This window comes from Pseudoclavibacter helvolus, assembly GCF_014191305.1.
GTDB lineage: Bacteria > Actinomycetota > Actinomycetes > Actinomycetales > Microbacteriaceae > Pseudoclavibacter > Pseudoclavibacter helvolus.
On the sequence record NZ_JACHWJ010000004.1, the window covers coordinates 245,377 to 261,831 of the forward strand.

Here is a 16,455-nt window from a genome sequence, read left to right on the forward strand (position 1 = left end):
TCCGATGGTGTGTGACATATTACTTAGAGGAGGTGCGGAGATGAGCAACTACGACGTTGTTGTCATCGGCGGCGGCATCGTGGGCGCGGCCTGCGCGGCTGAGCTCGCCGGCCGAGGTCGTCGGGTCGCGCTCATCGAGCGCGGTCGCGTTGCGAGTGGCACAAGTGCCCACTGCGAAGGCAACCTCCTCGTCTCGGACAAGGGGCCAGGCGCCGAGCTGGAGCTGTCGAAGCTCGCGAACGCGGCCTGGTCGAAGCTCGCAGGCACCTTCCGCGATGAACTCGGCGGTGACTTTCCCGATATCGAGTTCGAGGCCAAGGGTGGCCTCGTCGTGGCGACAACCGAGGGGGGAGCCTCCGCGCTCCTCGACTTCGCTGCAACTCAGCGCGGCGCGGACATCGCCGCTGAGTCGGTCACGCTGGCAGAGGCCCGCGAGCTCGAGCCCTGGCTCACCGACCGCGTGACCGCAGCCGTCTGGTACCCGGGCGACAGTCAGGTGCAGCCGACCATCGCGACCGAAGCGCTGGTTGCGCTTGCCCGGGTCCGTGGGGCGAGCATCCTGGAGCACCACAACGTGACGGGGGCTCTCCGTGAGGGCGGGCGCCTCGTGGGCGTGCGTACATCCGCCGGCGATGTGCGTGGCAACGACGTCGTTGTTGCTGCTGGTCCCTGGTCAGGTGAGGTGTCGGCTGCGCTCGGTGTGCCTCTACCCGTCCGCCCGCGAAGGGGAGTTGTGCTCGTGACTGCGAAGATGCCCCAGCGGGTCTTCCACAAGGTGTACGACGCCGACTACGTGGGTGCTGTCGGCTCGGGCGACGTCGGCCTCATGACCTCGAGCGTTGTCGAGTCGACGCCAGGCGGCACGGTGCTCATCGGCTCGAGCCGTGAGCAGATCGGCTTCGACGACGCCTTCCGCGCGAACGTGCTCAGCCAGCTCGCGGCGAAGGCCATCTCGATCTTCCCGTTCCTTGCCGAGACGGCGATCATCCGCAGCTACTCGGGCTTCCGTCCGTTCATGCCTGACCACCTTCCTCTCATCGGGCCGGATGCGCGGCTCTCCGGCTTGTGGCACGCGACGGGTCACGAGGGCGCCGGGATCGGGCTCTCCCTTCCGACGGCATCGCTCATCGGGGACCTCATGGATGGCGCGGAGGCGCAAATTGACGCCGCCCAGTTCTCGCCGTCGCGCGACACGCTGGCCGGAGTGCTGGACGCTGTCGCATGAGTGAGCGCACAGGCGCAGGTAAGAGGGCAGAGAGGCCCGTCCGCATCACGGTCGACGGTGAGAGCGTCGAGGGAATCGAGGGGCAGAGTATCGCCGGAGTGCTGCTCGGCTCCGGTCGCATCTCGTGGCGCGAAACGGCCGTCGCGGGCAAGCCGCGCGGCCTGTTCTGCGGAATCGGCGTGTGCTTCGACTGCCTCGTGACGGTCGACGGAGTTCCGGATGTGCGCGCGTGCCAGCGGCGCGCGTGCGACGGCGACGAGGTGAGCTCACAATGATCTCGACGCAGCGGAATCGGCGCCGGGTCGCCATTGTCGGCGGGGGCCCCGCGGGGCTCGCGGCCGCGCTGGCCGCCGCCGAGCGCGGGGCACGCGTAACCCTCATCGAGTCGGGTCGTGACCTCGGCGGGCAGTACTGGCGGCACCTGCCGGACGACCGCGATGGTGCGGGCCAGGAGGCGATGCACCACGGCTGGTCGAAGTTCCAGGACCTCGACCGACGAGTTCGGTCGCACGTCGACATCACGCTGCTCACCGAGACCACCGTGTGGGCCGTGGATGCGCCGAGCAGTGACCCGTCAGCTCCCGGTGTCGCAATGCCCTCCCTGCAACTCCTCACGGGACCCGCCGACGCGGCAGACCGGGTGACCTCGACGCTTCGGCCGGACGCCATCGTCGTCGCGACGGGCGCGCACGACCGCACGCTCCCGTTCCCAGGCTGGGACCTGCCAGGCGTCTTCACAGGGGGAGCCGCGCAGGCGTTCGCGAAGAGCGAGCGTGTCGCCGTCGGCGACAACGTGGTTGTCGCCGGAGCGGGCCCGTTCCTGCTGCCCGTTGCGGCGTCGCTCTCGCAGGTGGGGTCGCGGGTCCGCGAGGTCGTCGAGGCCAACCGCGTCCCTCGGCTCGCCTCCGGCTGGCTCCCGAAGCCGTGGCAGCTGGCCGGAGCGCCAGGCAAGGTGCAGGAGCTCTTCGGCTACGTCGCTGGCCAGCTGCGCCACCGCATCCCGTACCGCGTGGGCGAGGCCGTCGTGGAAGCCCACGGCGATGGTCGCGTCGAGCGCGTCACGATCGCGAGCGTCGACGCCCAGTGGCGGCCGATTCCCGGCAGCGAGCGCGAGGTCGCGTGCGACGCCGTTTGCGTCACGCACGGGTTCACGCCCCGCCTCGAGGTCGCGATAGCCGCGGGATGCGCGCTGACCGACGACAGGTTCGTCCGCATCGACGAGTCGTGCGCGACAAGCGCTCCCGGCGTCTACGCGGCCGGCGAGGTCACCGGTATCGGCGGGGTCGACCTCTCTCTCGCGGAAGGGCGCGTCGCTGGGCACTGCGCCGCCGGCGGAGCGTCCCGTGACCCGGAGGTCAGCGAGGCCCAGCGCAAGCGCGCAATCTTCGGCTCGTTCGCCGCGCGCATCGAGGCCGCGCACGGGGTGCGCCCCGGTTGGCAGGAGTGGCTCCGCGACGACACGATCGTGTGCCGCTGCGAGGAGGTCACGGCGGGCCAGCTGCGCCGGAAGGCCTCCGCCACCCGATCTCGGAGCCTCCGCTCGCAGAAGCTCTCCACCCGTGCGGGCCTCGGTATCTGCCAGGCGCGCATCTGCGGCCGCAGCGCCGAGGAGCTGCTGCGAGCAGCGACGGGCGCGGCGCGCGAGCTTGACGAGGGCATCGTCGACCGACGCCCCATCCAGACCCCCATCCGGCTCGCAGAGCTGGCAGGAATCTCAGAAGAACAGCATCCCTCGACAGGAAGGCAAGACCCATGACCGCAACAGCTTCCACGCACCTCGACCTCGGCGGTGTCGTCGTCGCGACGGCGCTCCCGTACAAGGAAGACGCCTCGGCTCCTGCCGGCCTCGCCGTCGACTACGACGCGTACGCCGAGCACTGCAACTGGCTCATCGAGAACGGCTGCCGCGGCGTCGGCCCGAACGGTTCGCTCGGCGAGTACTCGTCGCTTACTGACGAGGAGCGCCGCAAGGTCGTGCAGGTCGCCGTGGAGACCGTCGGCGACCGCGGCATCGTCGTGGCCGGCGTGCACGGACCGGGCTGGCACCAGGCGCAGTACTGGACGCAGCTCGCCAAGGAGGACGGCGCACACGGCGTGCTCTGCCTCCCGCCGACCATGTACCGCTCGGCCGATGCCGATGTCGCCGAGCACTTCGCGAAGGTCGCCGAGGTTGGTCTTCCCGTCATGATCTACAACAACCCGCTCGACACGAAGGTCGACCTCCGGCCGGAGCTCGTCGCGGAAATCGCAAAGATCGACGGCATCGTCGCCGTCAAGGAGTTCTCGGGCGATGTGCGCCGCGCATTCGAGATCCAGGAGGCCTGCGAGGCGGCTGGGTCGACGATCGACGTCATCGCGGGAAGCGATGACGTGCTGTTCGAGCTCATGATCGACGGTGCCACCGGATGGTTCGCCGGCTACCCGAACGTGTTCCCCGCAGAGGCGGTCGCGATCTACGACAACATGGCCGCCGGCCGCTACGTCGAGGCGCGCGAAATTTACAAGAGCCTGATCGCCGCGTTCCGCTGGGACTCTCGCACGGAGTTCGTGCAGGCGATCAAGCTCGGCATGGACATGGTCGGTCGCAATGGCGGGCCCTGCCGTCCGCCACGCGCGGCGCTCACGCCTGCCATGGAGGCGCAGGTACGCGCCGACACGCAGCGCGCCCTCGACGCACTCGCCGCCCTCAAGTAGGGTCGCAGCAGACATGGGGGTCGATGTTCAAGCCCCCTGCCGTCTGCTCGCGGGTCTCTTCCCGCACCATGCGACGCAATCCGGCAATAGCGCCGGTTGCGTCTGGCCCGCGGGGTGATCCCCCTCTTCCCGCCGGGCCGGCTGCCCGGGGTGCCCCCACTCCGGGCAGCCCTTTACTTCACGTCACGAGGTCATCTGACATGCGAGCATCACGAGTCATCTCCGCCGTCGATTCCCACACGGAGGGGATGCCGACCAGGGTCGTCACTGGAGGCGTTGGGGTCATCCCCGGCGCGACCATGAACGAGAAGCGCCTTTTTGTCCAGGAGCATCGCGACGACCTGCGCACGTTCCTCATGCGGGAACCGCGCGGCCACTCCGCGATGAGCGGGAGCATCCTGCAACCGCCGACAAGGCCGGATGCCGACTTCGGTGTCCTCTACATCGAGGTCTCCGGCTTGTTGCCCATGTGCGGGCACGGCACGATCGGCACGGCGACGGTGCTCGTCGAGACAGGGATGGTCGAGGTTCACGAACCGGAGACCGTCATCAGGCTCGATACTCCGGCGGGTCTTGTGATTGCTCGCGTCGAAGTGAGCGAAGGACGTGCTGTTAGCGTTACCATCGAGAACGTGCCCAGCTTCTGCGAACGCCTCGACGCCGTCGTCCCGGTGCCGGAACTTGGCATCGACGCGCTCAGGTACTCGCTCGCGTTCGGCGGAAACTACTACGCCATGGTCGACCTCGAGGACGTCGGCCTGCCCTTCGACCGCGCCCGCAAGGACGACATCATGCGGGCCGGGCTCGCCATCATGGACGCGATCAACACGCACGACGCACCTCAGCATCCGACGATCCAGGGCGTCGACCACGTGCACCACGTCGAGTTCATAGCTCCTGGATCCGATGCCGCCCACTCGCGTCATGCCATGGCGATCTACCCAGGCTGGTTCGACCGCTCGCCCTGCGGCACCGGCACGTCCGCACGCATGGCCGAGCTGCACGCCAGGGGTGAGCTGCCGCTGCACACCGACTTCGTCAACGAGTCGTTCATCGGCACGAGCTTCACGGGGCGGCTCATCGACGAGGTGCAGGTGGGCGACCACGCGGCCGTGATCCCGACCATCAAGGGCCGTGCCTGGATCACCGGCATGGGCCAGTACATGCTCGACCCGACAGACCCGTTCCCGGCAGGATTCGAATTCTAGATTGGACTCATCGATGAGCACACCCACCCCGCTCACCAGCGACGCCGAGCTCGAGCAGATTCTCGCGGCGGCAGCCGTCGCCGCCCCCGTCTGGGCGGCGACGCCCCCGACCGAACGCGCCTCGGCGCTCATCGCGGTCGCTGACGCGCTCGACCAGGCCGCGGGGGAGCTCATCCCGATCGGCATGCGCGAGACGGGCCTCGCCCAGGCTCGCCTCACGGGCGAGCTGAAGCGAACGACCGTGCAGATCCGTCTCTTCGCGGATGTCATCCGCGACGGCTCGTACCTCGACGTTCGCCTCGACGAGGCAGACCCCGACTTCGTGCTCGGACCACGCCCCGACGTGCGGCGGATGCTCGTGCCGGTCGGCGTGGCCGTCAACTTCTCTGCCTCCAACTTCCCGTTCGCCTTCTCCGTGGCGGGTGGGGACTCGGCTGCGGCTCTCGCTGCCGGCTGCGCGCTCATCGTCAAGGGCCACTCGGGGCACCCGGAGCTGTCGGTCGCGACGGCGCGGGTTGTTGAGGGCGCGCTTCGCGCTGCTGGGGCACCCGACGGCGTCTTCGCGCTTGTCCTCGGCCAGCAGGCCGGTGTCACCGTGCTCGAAGACGACCGCGTCGATGTCGGCACCTTCACTGGGTCGATCCGCGTGGGTCGCCTGCTCGCTGACAAGGCCGCGGCGCGACCGCGCCCGATCCAGTTCTACGGCGAGCTTGGCAGCGTCAACCCCGTGTTCGTGACGGGGGCCGCCCTCGCTGAGCGCGGCGAGGAGATCGCGACCGGTTACGCCGCTTCGGTTGCCGGCTCCGCGGGGCAGCTCTGCACGAAGCCCGGCTTCCTCTGGGTACCCGCGTCGGATGCGGCCGCCGAGCTTGAGCTCCGCGTCTCGCAGGCCGCCGAGCAGGCCGCCGAGCACCGCCTCCTCAACCCGAGCATCGGACGCGCCTACATCGAGCGACGTGCTGCGGTGCTCGACGCGGAGGGCGTTCGCGTTGTTGCGGAAGGGTCCGTGCGCAGTGGCGACGACGGCAACGTCTGGGCGACGCCAACGATCGTTGCAGTGCCAGCGAGCAAGCTCGAAGCCGGTGACGAGACACTGCTCGACGAGGTCTTCGGACCGTTCTCCATCATCGTCGAGTACGCCGAAGAGGCGTCGCTGGCTCCGAGCCTCGACGAGCTCTACGTCGGCAACCTGACCGGCACGGTGCATGCCGCGGCTGGCGAGCAGTCGCCCGCGCTCTCCTCTCTCGTCGCTGGCCTCGCTAGGAAGACGGGACGTGTGCTCTTCGGTGGCTGGCCGACGGGCGTTGCCGTCACTCCGGCGATGCAGCACGGCGGACCCTACCCGGCGACCTCGAACGACACCTCCACGTCGGTCGGCACCGCATCCATCTCCCGCTTCCTGCGCGGCGTCGCCTACCAGGGCGCGCCGCAGGAGGCGCTGCCGGAACCGCTGCAGGATGCCAACCCCTGGGGCGTGCCGCAGCAGCGTGCCGCCGCCGGTCAGTCGGTCAGCTGGGGCTCGAAGGCCTGAGCTTCGCCGAGAGGCCTGAACTTCGACGAGAGGCGGGAGCGCAGCGTGGGTGCGGTCGGTGAGGCTTCCGCCTCCGGAAGGCGCCCGCGTCTGCGCAACTCGGGGACGACGTATTCGACGAAGTCCGCAAGCGAACCAGGCAGGATGGCGGGAGTCACGACGAAACCGTCGGCGGCTCCGGCGTCCTGCCATTCGCAGAGCTCGTCGGCGATGTCGGCCCCGCTGCCGGTCGGCGACGGCGTGAGCTGATCGAACGACTGCCGCAGCGCGAGGTCACGCACCGTCAGTCCCTCGCGTCGACACACCGCGGCGAGCATGTCCTCGAATCCTTCGCTGCCGGTTGCGTCCCGATGGTCTGCGAGGAAGTCGACGGCAGGGTCTTGGAGCCGGATGCTGGCCGGGTCCGCGTGCATGAGCCGGGCGAGTGAGCGCACGGCGGAGGCCTCGTCGATGTGCGCGAGGAGTGAGGCCCGCTGACTGGCTGCATCGATGTTCGTCGATCCAGCGATGGGCTGAATCGCCGCGCACACCCTGAGCTCGTCCGGGTTGCGCCCGGCAAGGCGCGCGCGCTCGCGCAGCTCGGTGCGCACGGCGAGGTTGCCTTCTATGCCGTCGGCCGCGATGAAGACGAGCTCCGCCCACTTCGCGGCGAACTCCATGCCGCGGGGAGAGGCACCAGCCTGCATGAGCACCGGGTGGCCCTGTGGACTCCGTGGCAGGCTCAGCGGACCAGGGGCCGCAGAACGCTCTCGCGGCGCCGGAGTGCGGGCAACCAGCCTCGGGTCTGCGAACAGGCCGCTCTCGGCTTCCTGAACCAGCGCGTCGGCGTGCCAGGTTCCCATCACGCGGGACGCGGAGTGAGACGCCCTTGAGGACCTCCACGTCGGGCGCATCCGCGTAGGCGAAATGCACGTCGTCGAGGTTCAGGTCGCCAGCGAAGCTCACCTCGCCGAGCGGAGGCACGTGCTCGTCAAGCTCATCGAGTTCGTCGTACTCCTCGAGGAGCGCTTCGACGCCGGGCCAGCACGCCTTCAGGGCGCCGGCCGAGCCGAGCAGACGGACGGCGCTCGGCAGCATCCGCACGCCGGCGACGCCGAATGTCGCGAGGGCGACCAGGGAAGAGCCGCTCCCGCCGGTCGCCGAGAACAGCACTACCGCCGCTCCGGCAAGGACAAACACGAAGACGATCTCGAACACGTGCTTCGGAAGTTCGCCGAGGAAGCCGAGCTGGCGCTGCGCATCCACTGACTGACGATTCGCCCCCTCGAACTCGTCGACGAACGGGCCAGCGTTGTCGCGGAGCTTGACCTCCTGGGCGCCGCCGCAGGCCTGCAGTGTCGCCGCTCCGGCCGCCTGCGCCAGGTGGATGCTCAGGCGACCGAGACGCTCCTGCCGTGCCCGCACGACGCGTTGGAAGACCGGCCCGAGCACTGCGATCAGGAGGAACGAGGCGACGGCCAGGGCTGGCTGAATGATGATGACGGCCACCGCGAGCATGAGCATCGAGAGCATTTCGGCAACGATCCCGAGCACCGTCGAAATGGCTCGGAAGGCCATCCCGACAACTGTGCCGAGCACGTTCGAGAGCTCCGCGTAGCCGCGGCGACGGTGCATCGAATACGGGGCGAGCAAGTGCCTGCGCATGAGGTTCGATGCGACGCGAACGTGCTCGTGGGCGAGGACCCCCGACGCCCACCAGCGGAAGACCAGGCCGAAGACCGCCTTGAGGATGAACGCGCCTGCGAGGAGCCCTGCGGCCGCGAGCATGTAGTCGGGGCTCGCCGGGGAGGGAAGCAGCGGGTCGAGGATCGCGGCTCCCGCGATGGTCGCCGACGAGTCACCGCTGAGCGCCTACATGAGCGGCACCATGGCGAGCACCCCGACCAGGTCGAGCACGGAAGCGAACGTTGTGCCGAGCACCAGAAGGATCAGCTTGCGCCTGGTCGACGCCGAGAAGACCTCGAAGAGCATCCGGCGCAGCTCCTCGACCTGGCGCGGCTTTGAAGTCATAGGTGCATCACGCACCTAGCCAACCACGATTCACATCGTCGTGTGGCAGATGGCCTCAGGGTGCCCTTCGGGGTAGTTTCAGCCCTGCGGGTAGGTCTCGCGCAGGATTCGGCCGAGGTAGGCGGCGATCGCGCCGGGTCCGGAGCCCTCTGCGACGCGCTCGACGTCGGCGTTGTAGTTGGTGTTCGTGTTGATGTCGTAGACGACCTGGCGGCCGTCCTCGGTCTCGATGAACTCGATGCCGGCGATCTCGAGGCCGATGTCGTTCGTGAAGGCCACGAGGCGCTCCACGAGATCGTCGTGGCCGCCCTGACGAAGCGAGAAGATCGAGGTACCTGGCTCCGGCGCCAGCTCCGCGCCTGGCGGGACCACGGGGCGGCCGGTGTCTGGGTCGATCGCGCACGCGTCCGCCGGGCAGAGCTGGAAGCCGCCGTGGATGGTGTCTGCCGCGATCGAGTAGATGTGCTCGCCGCCCACGATCTCGACGCGAGTGATGAACCCGCCAGCGGGCCGCAGGTACTCCTGCAGGAGGGTGATGCCGTCGAGCGGTTCCTCGAACTCGGGGGAGTCCAGGTAGCCCTCGAACTCGGCGAAGTCGTCGAAACGGCGCACACCGAGGCCCTTTCCGCCCTGGTTGTGCTTCGTGATGAACGGCGTCGGGAACTCGCGCGCCGCATCCCGCAGTCCCTGCTTGCCGATGATGGCGAGCGTGCGCGGGGTGTCGATGCCCGCCTTGCGAAGCAGCGTCAGCTGATCGACCTTGCTGACCTCGAGCTCGATGGCGCGGCGGCCGTTGACGGTGCGGCGACCCGCGGCCTCGACCCAGTTGAGCACCGACCGCGCGTAGTCCTTCGCCAGCGCGTGGTCGCGCGTGTGCGATGAGGCGCTGATGCGGGACCAGAAGATGCCCTCTGGCGGCAGCGCGTCGATGTCGAGCACGCCCTCGATGAGTCGCCACTCGACGACCGGCACGCCAGCCTTCTCGAACGCGGCCTGGAACGGCGGCCACCACTCGGGGTTCTCGTGCAGGGCGTAGACGGCGGGCGTGGATGCAGCGGGCTGCGTGGAGATCTGTGTGCTCAAGAGAAGAACCCTTCGACGTCGAGTGCGCCGCCTGCCGCGTCGAAATCGGCGCGGGCGGCAGCACGGAGATTGGAATCGGCGAGGAAATCTGCGGCGACAAGAGCGAGCCCGGAGCTCGCATCGGCGATGGCCGTGCTCGCGGCATCGCTCGTTGCATACTCGGCGAATTCGCGCGTGTGCAGGCTCACGTCGGGTGGGCTGATCGCGATGACCGGGTGGATGCCGGGCACGCGCACGCTGACGTTACCGAAATCGGTCGAGGCTGCGAGGTGCGACGGCACGGACGCCTTGGTCAGCACGCGGCGGCCACGCGTCTCCTGGTGCACGGCCCACCGCTCCGAAAGGGGAGTGTTGTAGCGCAGTGGCATCGTGAAAGGCAGCGGGTCCCACTCGACCTCGACGCCGGTGCCGGTGGCGAGGGCGATGCCGTTGGCGATGTCCTCGAGGCGAAGGCTCAGCTCCTTGAGCGTCTTGGCTGCGTTCGAGCGCACGTAGTACTCGAGCTCCGCGAACTCGGGCACGACGTTCGGGCGCTGACCGCCGTTGACGATGACGCCGTGGATGCGGTCGCCCGGGTAGAGGTGCTGCCTGAGCAGGCCCGTCGCCTGGTAGTTCAGGTTGGCCGCGTCGAGTGCATTTCGGCCCTGGAACGGGGAGGCTGATGCGTGGGCGGGGACCCCGTAGTAGCGCACGCGCAGGATGCGCCGGCCGATGAAGGGCTGGTCCGTCACGTCGTAGCCGAACGGGTGGATCATGATGGCCGCATCGACGCCCTCGAAGGCGCCGGCGCGAGCCATGATCTCCTTGCCGTTTCCGCCCTCCTCCGCTGGGCTGCCGTACAGCAGCACACGTCCAGCGGGGAGCTCGCGCGTGCGGCTCGCCTCGACAAGCGAGAGGAACGCGCCTACGGCCGAAGCCGCGATGATGTTGTGCCCGCAGCCGTGCCCGACACCCGGCAGGGCGTCGTACTCCGCGAGGATCGCCACCGTCGGCGCATCCGGAGCCGCTTCCCCGAGCGCAAGCTCGGCGACCAGGGCCGTGTCGAGTCCAAAGGCACCTACCTGAGCCGTGACACCGTGCTCGGCGAGGAGCTCGGCGATGTCGGCGACGCTCTGCGTCTCCTCGAAGCCTTCCTCGGCGTACTCGAAGATGCGGTGCGAGAGCTCGACGAGCTCTGGCTGCAGGGAGTCAGAGGCGGCGCGGACGGCCGCGGCGTCATCGCCGGACGCACCTTCGTGAGCCGAGGTGATCCGCGGGGCGGCGGCTGCGGCGATCGCGGTCTCGGCCGCCACGAGGTCGAGGTACGTGCTGCTCGGGGTCGTGGGGGATGCGCCCACCCTGATCCCGCGGGTCGCCCTGGATTCTCGGGGTGCGCTGGTCGGGTCCGCTGCTTCGCTCACGTGGTGTGCTCCTTGCCGCCGGCGGCCCCGGGCGAGCCGTCTGCATCCATCGTGCCTCGATTCTCGGGGAGCGTGCAGAGTCGTGTCGGGGTTGCCGTCGTGGGCCGTAACGTGAAGCTCCATTACAGTGGCAGCGTGATGTTCATCGTCGGTGCCGTGCTGCTCGGGCTCAGCCTCGGGCTTACGACCTGGGCGCACTTCCTCGTCGGCAGGGCGGGCGCCGGACGCAGGCTCCCCATCTTCAAGGACCCTCCTGGCACTCCCAAACTCGCGAGCTGGCTGCGGATGGGCGGCGCGCTGCTGGCGGTAGTCGCGGCCGGGCAGCTCTGGCACGTCATCGGGCTCTTCGCGATGCTGCCTGTCGCCCTCGTGCTCTTTGTGCCAGGACTCATCGCGCACTCGCGGCACGAGCGTACGCTTCGCTCATGAGCAATGAAGCTACGGTCCTCTCCACTGATTCCGAGGGCATTGACGTCACCGCACCGCCGCTAGGAACCGGGGGCTGCGTTGAGTGCGACGCCGCGCAGGGCTGGTGGGTGCATCTCAGGCGCTGTGCAGCGTGCGGGCATATCGGATGCTGCGATTCTTCACCCGCGCAGCACGCGACCGCGCACTACCGCGAGACCGGCCACCGCTACATGCAGTCCTTCGAGCCAGGCGAGAGCTGGTACTGGGACTTCACGGGCGAGGTGTCACTGGACGGGCCTGAGCTAGCCGCGCCTACGTCAAAGCCCGACGACGTGGCGACGCCGGGCCCGGCCGACCGACTCCCGGCCGACTGGCGAGCGCACATCCATCAGTAGGTCTGTGTCGCTACGCCCTTCCGGTTTCCCGCTTGGCTACCGGCCGCTGGCAAGCTGTTACTACATCCGTAGTGCTTGTACTACGTCTATAGTGAAGTGGTGCCCTCCACGCGTGATCGCTCGCTTTCTGCCGCCCTCGAGCTCTTGGCCTCAGGCGGCATGCGGGCCCTCACACACGCGAGAGTCGACGCTGAGGCTGGGCTTCCACGAGGGTCCACGTCGAACCACTTCCGGACGCGACAGGCGCTCATCGAGGGGGTCATCGAGAACCTTGAGCGAAGCGACTACGCGGAGTGGCTCCTGAGCTACGAGTGGGGTGAGCCGAACCTCGATCGATTCTGCGACGCCATTGAGGCGGCAGTCGAGACCATGGCAGGCCCCGGCCGCGTGCAGACGCTCGCTCGCTACGCGCTGTTTCTCGAGGGCATCCACAACCCATCGGTGGCCGCGGCGGTTCAGCTCGGACGCGATCGCTTGCGCGGGTGGGCCGTTGGGGCCGTCGCCGCCCTGGGTGTGAGTGAACCAGAGGCGCGCGCCGCAGCGCTCTTCGCGTTCATCGACGGGGTGGTGCTGCATCGGTTGTCGCTGCCCGCCGAGAGTCAGCATGTTGGGGGTCGTCCTAGTGAGTCCATCGACGTGCAGCTCACCGTGCGGCGGATGCTCGCTGACGGGTAAGAACCCTCACCTGCTCGAGGCGGACGCTGAGGTGCAGGCTCAGCCTGCCGGCTGTAGCTCGGCTGCCCAGGCTGCCGTCGCGGCGGAGATCTGCTCGCGCGCGTCAGCGTCTGGGATGGTCGCCGTGCCGTCTCCCGACTGCGGGCCGTAGTTCCCGAACATGGCGTGGTTCGCGCCCTCGATCTCGACGGTCTCGGCGTCCGCGGGGAGCAGGCCGCGTGCATCCGCTGCCTTCTGCGGGGTGGTGAGCCCGTCGGCGCTGCCGGTGATGCTGAGGACGTCGAGCGACTCGTCCGCGGCGAGGTCGTTGGCGCAGTAGCTGCCGAAGAGGAGGAGGCCTTCGACCTCGGGCGATTCTGCCAGCTGGCAGGCGCGGACGCCGCCGAGTGAGTGCCCACCGACTGCCCAGGTGGTGACGCCCGGGGCCGCTGCCGCGTAGTCGTCGATCGTGCGGGTGTCGAAGAACGCCAGGTTGAGGAGAGGCTGCGGAATGACAACCGTCAGGTTGCTGTCGGCGACAAGGCTCGAGAGCTTTGCCGCGTAGGCGGATGGTTCGACCTTGGCGCCTGGGATAAAGACGAGTCCCGTGTCGCTTGGTGCCTCGGCTGGGCTGAGCACGAGCGAGCCATCGACTTCCGTGACCGTGATCGCGGGGTCAGCGGTGACGGCTTCGAGGGGTTCGGGCTCGGCGGCCATGACGCCGACGTTCGCCCAGATGAGGAATGCGGCTATCGCGGCCACGAAGACGGCGGCTATGACGGAGAACGTCCAGATGAGGGCGCGCCGCAGCCGGCTGCGCTTGCGTCGGGGTGGCTGCGTGTTCGGGGGAGTTGCTGGCACCTCCCGAGGATATCCCTCAGTGCCTGAGCGGGTCCGCGGTCGGGGCTGTGCTGACGGGCTTCTCGAAGGCGAAGACGGGCAGGTCGAATTCGGGGATGCGCCGCTCGCCGCCTTCGAAGCCGGAGGCACGGTACAGGGCGACCGCCTCTGGTTGGCGGGAGCCTGTCGTGAGGAAGATGCGCGTGTAGCCGAGCTCTCCTGCGGCGGTGTCGAGTTCACGGAGCACTCGCTGCGCGAGGCCGCGGCGGCGGTGCGAGTCGCGCGTCCACATGCGCTTCACTTCGGCCGTGGTCTCGTCGTAGCGGCGGATGGCGCCGGCCGCGACGAGCAGGTCGCCGTCGAGGATCCCGACGAACGCCCCGTCTGGTGCGATGAAGTCGGTCAGGGGGTAGGCGGCGATGTCGTTCTTGTAGAACTCCCGGTACCTGGCGCGGTACTCGCCGTCGAGGGCGTCAAGCACTTCGCTGACCTCTGCTGAGGTGACGTCGAGGCGGCGGACGGTGAGGGCGGATGTCATGCGCACATAGTGCTCCGCATCCCGACTTCTCGCTCGAGGTAGGTCGTCTCGGTGACGTTGTGTTTCGCCCCGAGAAGTCTGGTGTCGGCGCGCGTACGCGTCTTGCGCGCACCGCTTCTCGTCAGGCCCCTTGGGTTCCTACGCTGGCGGCAAGAGGTCAGGTTGCGACGAACGAGGGGCAGATCATGAGCATTTCACTCCGCACGACCGGTGGTGCGATGGTCGCCATGAAATTGCAGCGGTTCCTCGCGCAGTTCTTCGTTTCCGAGCAACCAGGAGTCGGTGAGCAGCGGCTCCTTCTCCGCGGCGTCGGTATCGAAGAGGTGTAGCCCTGCCTCACCTGGTCGCCCGTGTCAGAACGGCGGTGGGTGGTTGCCTGGGTCTCGTCCCGTGTGAGCTTCGGGTGGACACGCGGATGTGGTCTCGGCCGTAGTTGAGATCGTGTTCGTGGGGGTGGACTCAGCTCCGCTGAGGGTCGCGAGTTCGTCAGTCGGCACGAACCGAACACCCTGTCGCTCGGGTCTGTCGGTGAGCGCTTTGCCGCTTGGTGTCTTCCAATCGAGCACGCCGCCTTCGAGCTGGTCGACCGACCATGGGGCAGCGTGCCGCATGACGTGATGGAAGACGCAGAGGTGTTCCAGGTTGCTGGCGCAGGTCTTGCCGCCGTGCTGCCATTCCTGCGTGTGATCGATTTGGCATCCGCGCGCGGGGAGCCGGCAGCCGGGGAAGCGGCAGTGCACGTCGCGGGCCGCGAGGAATCTCCGCATGGCGGCGGTCGGCTTGTACGTATCAACGGCCAGGACGGTCCCGGTGATGGGGTGCGTGAGAACTCTCGTGAACATCGGAGCCTTGGCTGCGATCCGCTTGGCTTCGTCGATCGGCACGGGGGAGAGGCCGTCGAGGAGCCCTGGCGGATGGCCGGGTTCGCGTTCGTCGGCGAGCAAAGTCGTGGTTGGGATGACCAGGTTCACCGTTGCTTGGACGCCACTCGCTGCGGTTGTCGAAGTGGGGTCGCTCGTGAGGAGCTGGTCGCAGATGAGGTCGGCGCTGACTTCTCCGAGTGTCCTCTCATCGGGTTCGGCCTGTGGTGCTTTGCTGGAGGCTGCGGCAGCCTTCTCGGCTTTTGTGCGTGCCCGCATGACCAACGTTGCCTGTTTGCGGACTCTGTCACGCACCGCGGTGAGCAGGAGGAGCGAGCCGCCGACGTGCAGCACCCCGTGCCCATCGCCCGTGTCTGTCACCGAGACGAAGCCCTTCATGCGTGTCTTCCGGCGGCGCTCGGCGAGGGGGATCTGCGTCAGTTCCTCGGCGATACGCGCCGTGATGCGCTTGAGCGCCGCATCCGTGAGGATCTGCCCGCTCACCTGCTCGAGAGCGAGCTCGACGTAGCGGGCGCGAAGTGCCGCCTGCTCGGCTTCGACTTCGTGGCAGATGAGGAGGCCTGACGAGACGATGGCATCGAGGTGGTGGCCGGAGATGCGTCCGTCGGCGACGGCATCCACCGCCGCGGGGAACTCCCGGACGGCGTTCCAGGACCCGGCGAGCTGCCTGATCACGAGGCCATGCTTCGCCTGCACCTCGAACGAGATCTCCGCCGAGATCGAGCGCACGTGCATGCCCATCCCGGGGTGCCCCTCGGCGAGGTCGAGGAGGTAGCCAAAGTTGTACGCGCGAGCCTCAAGGAGAATCTGCTCAGCAACGATCGCCCGCTTAGCCGACTCGATGCGCGACGTCTCGGACAGAATCGCGGCGCGCTCGGCAGCGACGGAAGCCGGATCGCTGACGTCGAAACGCCACCGCTGCTCGAAGCCTGCCGCCGGTTGGTACATGCTCCGATGCTAGCAAAAATAGAATCTATTTACTAGGAACACGAGATAACTTTTTTGTGCCTCCTGGCGGGCAATCTGTGCCCGACCGGTGCGTCCGCTACGGCAGTTGTCGTGCGACGAACCCGAGCGCGGCGGCCGTGTCAACGATCTCGGTGACGGACTCGCGCGGCACGACAACAAGCGGATATGCGTCGCTGTCCTCCTCGAGGAACACGAGTGCGAGGCCGGACGGGGCCAGGAGTGCGTCCGCCGCAGCCGACGCGGTTGGTACGTCGCCGTCGATGTCGCCGACTTCATCGGTGTCGAGCCCGAGGTGCACGACTCTCGGCACCCCAGCCAGGGCATCCGCGAGTTCCATGGCCGTGTCGTCGGCGTGGAGGTAGGCGAGGGCGCCGCAGTCGTCGAGCGCGTCGATGAGTGCAGCCCAGGCCTCGCCTGCGCCGTCGTCCTCCTCGACACCACTCTCGTCGGTGTCCTCCTGGTCGCCGCCGCCGCCGTCTTCGTCTTCGCTCTCACCGTCCGTCTCGCCCTGGAGTGCCTGCTGGACGCTTGGCCAGATCTCCGGGTCGTCGTCGATGAGCGTGCAGAGGCGTTCCCAGGCGGTGTAGTCAGTCACGGCCCCGAGGGTACCCGCCCCTCT

Annotated in this window: 19 protein-coding genes; 11 read left to right on the plus strand and 8 right to left on the minus strand. The window is 68.4% G+C overall.

What is annotated here, in order from left to right; translation table 11 throughout:
- Positions 1-40 precede the first annotated feature (40 nt).
- The 6 genes from FHX72_RS13365 (at position 41) to FHX72_RS13390 (ending at position 6,658) form a co-directional block, all read left to right on the plus strand.
- Positions 41-1,225 carry an NAD(P)/FAD-dependent oxidoreductase gene (locus FHX72_RS13365; protein ID WP_068479385.1) on the plus strand — a complete coding sequence of 395 codons (1,185 nt, stop codon included), beginning with the start codon at positions 41-43 and terminating at the stop codon, positions 1,223-1,225.
- On the plus strand, positions 1,222-1,500 hold the full coding sequence (locus tag FHX72_RS13370; protein WP_183625786.1) for a (2Fe-2S)-binding protein: 279 nt from the start codon (positions 1,222-1,224) through the stop codon (positions 1,498-1,500). Before FHX72_RS13365 ends, FHX72_RS13370 begins: the two co-directional genes overlap by 4 nt.
- On the plus strand, positions 1,497-2,981 hold the full coding sequence (locus FHX72_RS19465) for an FAD-dependent oxidoreductase (protein WP_068479381.1): 1,485 nt from the start codon (positions 1,497-1,499) through the stop codon (positions 2,979-2,981). The genes FHX72_RS13370 and FHX72_RS19465 overlap by 4 nt, the downstream gene beginning before the upstream one ends.
- On the plus strand, positions 2,978-3,919 hold the full coding sequence (locus tag FHX72_RS13380) for a dihydrodipicolinate synthase family protein (protein ID WP_183625787.1): 942 nt from the start codon (positions 2,978-2,980) through the stop codon (positions 3,917-3,919). Before FHX72_RS19465 ends, FHX72_RS13380 begins: the two co-directional genes overlap by 4 nt.
- A gap of 200 nt (positions 3,920-4,119) precedes the next feature.
- Positions 4,120-5,127, plus strand: a complete 1,008-nt coding sequence (locus FHX72_RS13385; RefSeq protein ID WP_068479376.1) for a proline racemase family protein — start codon at positions 4,120-4,122, stop codon at positions 5,125-5,127.
- Positions 5,128-5,140: 13 nt separating this feature from the next.
- A complete protein-coding gene (locus FHX72_RS13390; protein ID WP_183625789.1) occupies positions 5,141-6,658 on the plus strand; it encodes an aldehyde dehydrogenase (NADP(+)) in 1,518 nt (505 codons plus the stop codon).
- On the opposite strand, the gene FHX72_RS13395 is transcribed toward FHX72_RS13390, so the two are convergent.
- The gene (locus FHX72_RS13395; RefSeq protein ID WP_338110137.1) at positions 6,628-7,551 is read right to left on the minus strand and encodes an LLM class flavin-dependent oxidoreductase; all 924 of its coding nucleotides are present in this window, start codon (positions 7,549-7,551) and stop codon (positions 6,628-6,630) included. The genes FHX72_RS13390 and FHX72_RS13395 overlap by 31 nt on opposite strands.
- A 13-nt stretch (positions 7,552-7,564) precedes the next feature.
- Here FHX72_RS13395 and FHX72_RS13400 point away from each other — a divergent pair, with 13 nt between their 5' ends.
- Complete coding sequence (locus FHX72_RS13400; protein ID WP_183625793.1) at positions 7,565-7,906, plus strand: hypothetical protein; 342 nt, start codon at positions 7,565-7,567, stop codon at positions 7,904-7,906.
- 603 nt (positions 7,907-8,509) lie between these two features.
- On the opposite strand, the gene FHX72_RS13405 is transcribed toward FHX72_RS13400, so the two are convergent.
- From FHX72_RS13405 to FHX72_RS13415, 3 genes are all read right to left on the minus strand, one after another.
- Positions 8,510-8,668, minus strand: a complete 159-nt coding sequence (locus FHX72_RS13405; protein WP_183625795.1) for a hypothetical protein — start codon at positions 8,666-8,668, stop codon at positions 8,510-8,512.
- Positions 8,669-8,746: 78 nt separating this feature from the next.
- Positions 8,747-9,751 carry an ATP-grasp domain-containing protein gene (locus tag FHX72_RS13410; protein ID WP_221186944.1) on the minus strand — a complete coding sequence of 335 codons (1,005 nt, stop codon included), beginning with the start codon at positions 9,749-9,751 and terminating at the stop codon, positions 8,747-8,749.
- The gene (locus FHX72_RS13415; RefSeq protein WP_338110138.1) at positions 9,748-11,151 is read right to left on the minus strand and encodes a M20 family metallopeptidase; all 1,404 of its coding nucleotides are present in this window, start codon (positions 11,149-11,151) and stop codon (positions 9,748-9,750) included. The genes FHX72_RS13410 and FHX72_RS13415 overlap by 4 nt, the downstream gene beginning before the upstream one ends.
- Positions 11,152-11,286: 135 nt before the next feature.
- On the opposite strand from FHX72_RS13415, the gene FHX72_RS13420 reads away from it, so the two are divergent.
- The 3 genes from FHX72_RS13420 to FHX72_RS13430 all read left to right on the plus strand — a co-directional run bounded on the left by FHX72_RS13420 (position 11,287) and on the right by FHX72_RS13430 (position 12,629).
- Complete coding sequence (locus FHX72_RS13420) at positions 11,287-11,580, plus strand: hypothetical protein (RefSeq protein ID WP_156475666.1); 294 nt, start codon at positions 11,287-11,289, stop codon at positions 11,578-11,580.
- Positions 11,577-11,954 (plus strand): UBP-type zinc finger domain-containing protein, encoded by a 378-nt coding sequence (locus FHX72_RS13425; protein ID WP_068479350.1) that lies wholly within the window; start codon positions 11,577-11,579, stop codon positions 11,952-11,954. Before FHX72_RS13420 ends, FHX72_RS13425 begins: the two co-directional genes overlap by 4 nt.
- Positions 11,955-12,053: 99 nt before the next feature.
- Complete coding sequence (locus FHX72_RS13430; protein WP_156475665.1) at positions 12,054-12,629, plus strand: TetR/AcrR family transcriptional regulator; 576 nt, start codon at positions 12,054-12,056, stop codon at positions 12,627-12,629.
- Between the two features lie 39 nt (positions 12,630-12,668).
- On the opposite strand, the gene FHX72_RS13435 is transcribed toward FHX72_RS13430, so the two are convergent.
- Together FHX72_RS13435 and FHX72_RS13440 are read right to left on the minus strand one after the other, a co-directional pair.
- Positions 12,669-13,469: an alpha/beta hydrolase gene (locus FHX72_RS13435; RefSeq protein WP_338110139.1), complete on the minus strand. Its 801-nt coding sequence runs from the start codon at positions 13,467-13,469 to the stop codon at positions 12,669-12,671.
- A 16-nt stretch (positions 13,470-13,485) separates the two neighbouring features.
- Positions 13,486-13,986, minus strand: coding sequence for a GNAT family N-acetyltransferase (locus FHX72_RS13440; RefSeq protein ID WP_183625799.1), 501 nt, complete (start codon positions 13,984-13,986; stop codon positions 13,486-13,488).
- A gap of 185 nt (positions 13,987-14,171) precedes the next feature.
- Here FHX72_RS13440 and FHX72_RS13445 point away from each other — a divergent pair, with 185 nt between their 5' ends.
- Positions 14,172-14,315 carry a hypothetical protein gene (locus FHX72_RS13445; protein ID WP_156479783.1) on the plus strand — a complete coding sequence of 48 codons (144 nt, stop codon included), beginning with the start codon at positions 14,172-14,174 and terminating at the stop codon, positions 14,313-14,315.
- Positions 14,316-14,339: 24 nt separating this feature from the next.
- Here FHX72_RS13445 and FHX72_RS13450 read toward each other — a convergent pair whose 3' ends face one another.
- On the minus strand, positions 14,340-15,815 hold the full coding sequence (locus FHX72_RS13450; RefSeq protein ID WP_183625801.1) for an HNH endonuclease signature motif containing protein: 1,476 nt from the start codon (positions 15,813-15,815) through the stop codon (positions 14,340-14,342).
- A 97-nt stretch (positions 15,816-15,912) separates the two neighbouring features.
- A complete protein-coding gene (locus tag FHX72_RS13455) occupies positions 15,913-16,431 on the minus strand; it encodes a DUF6630 family protein (protein WP_183625803.1) in 519 nt (172 codons plus the stop codon).
- Positions 16,432-16,455: the final 24 nt, after the last annotated feature.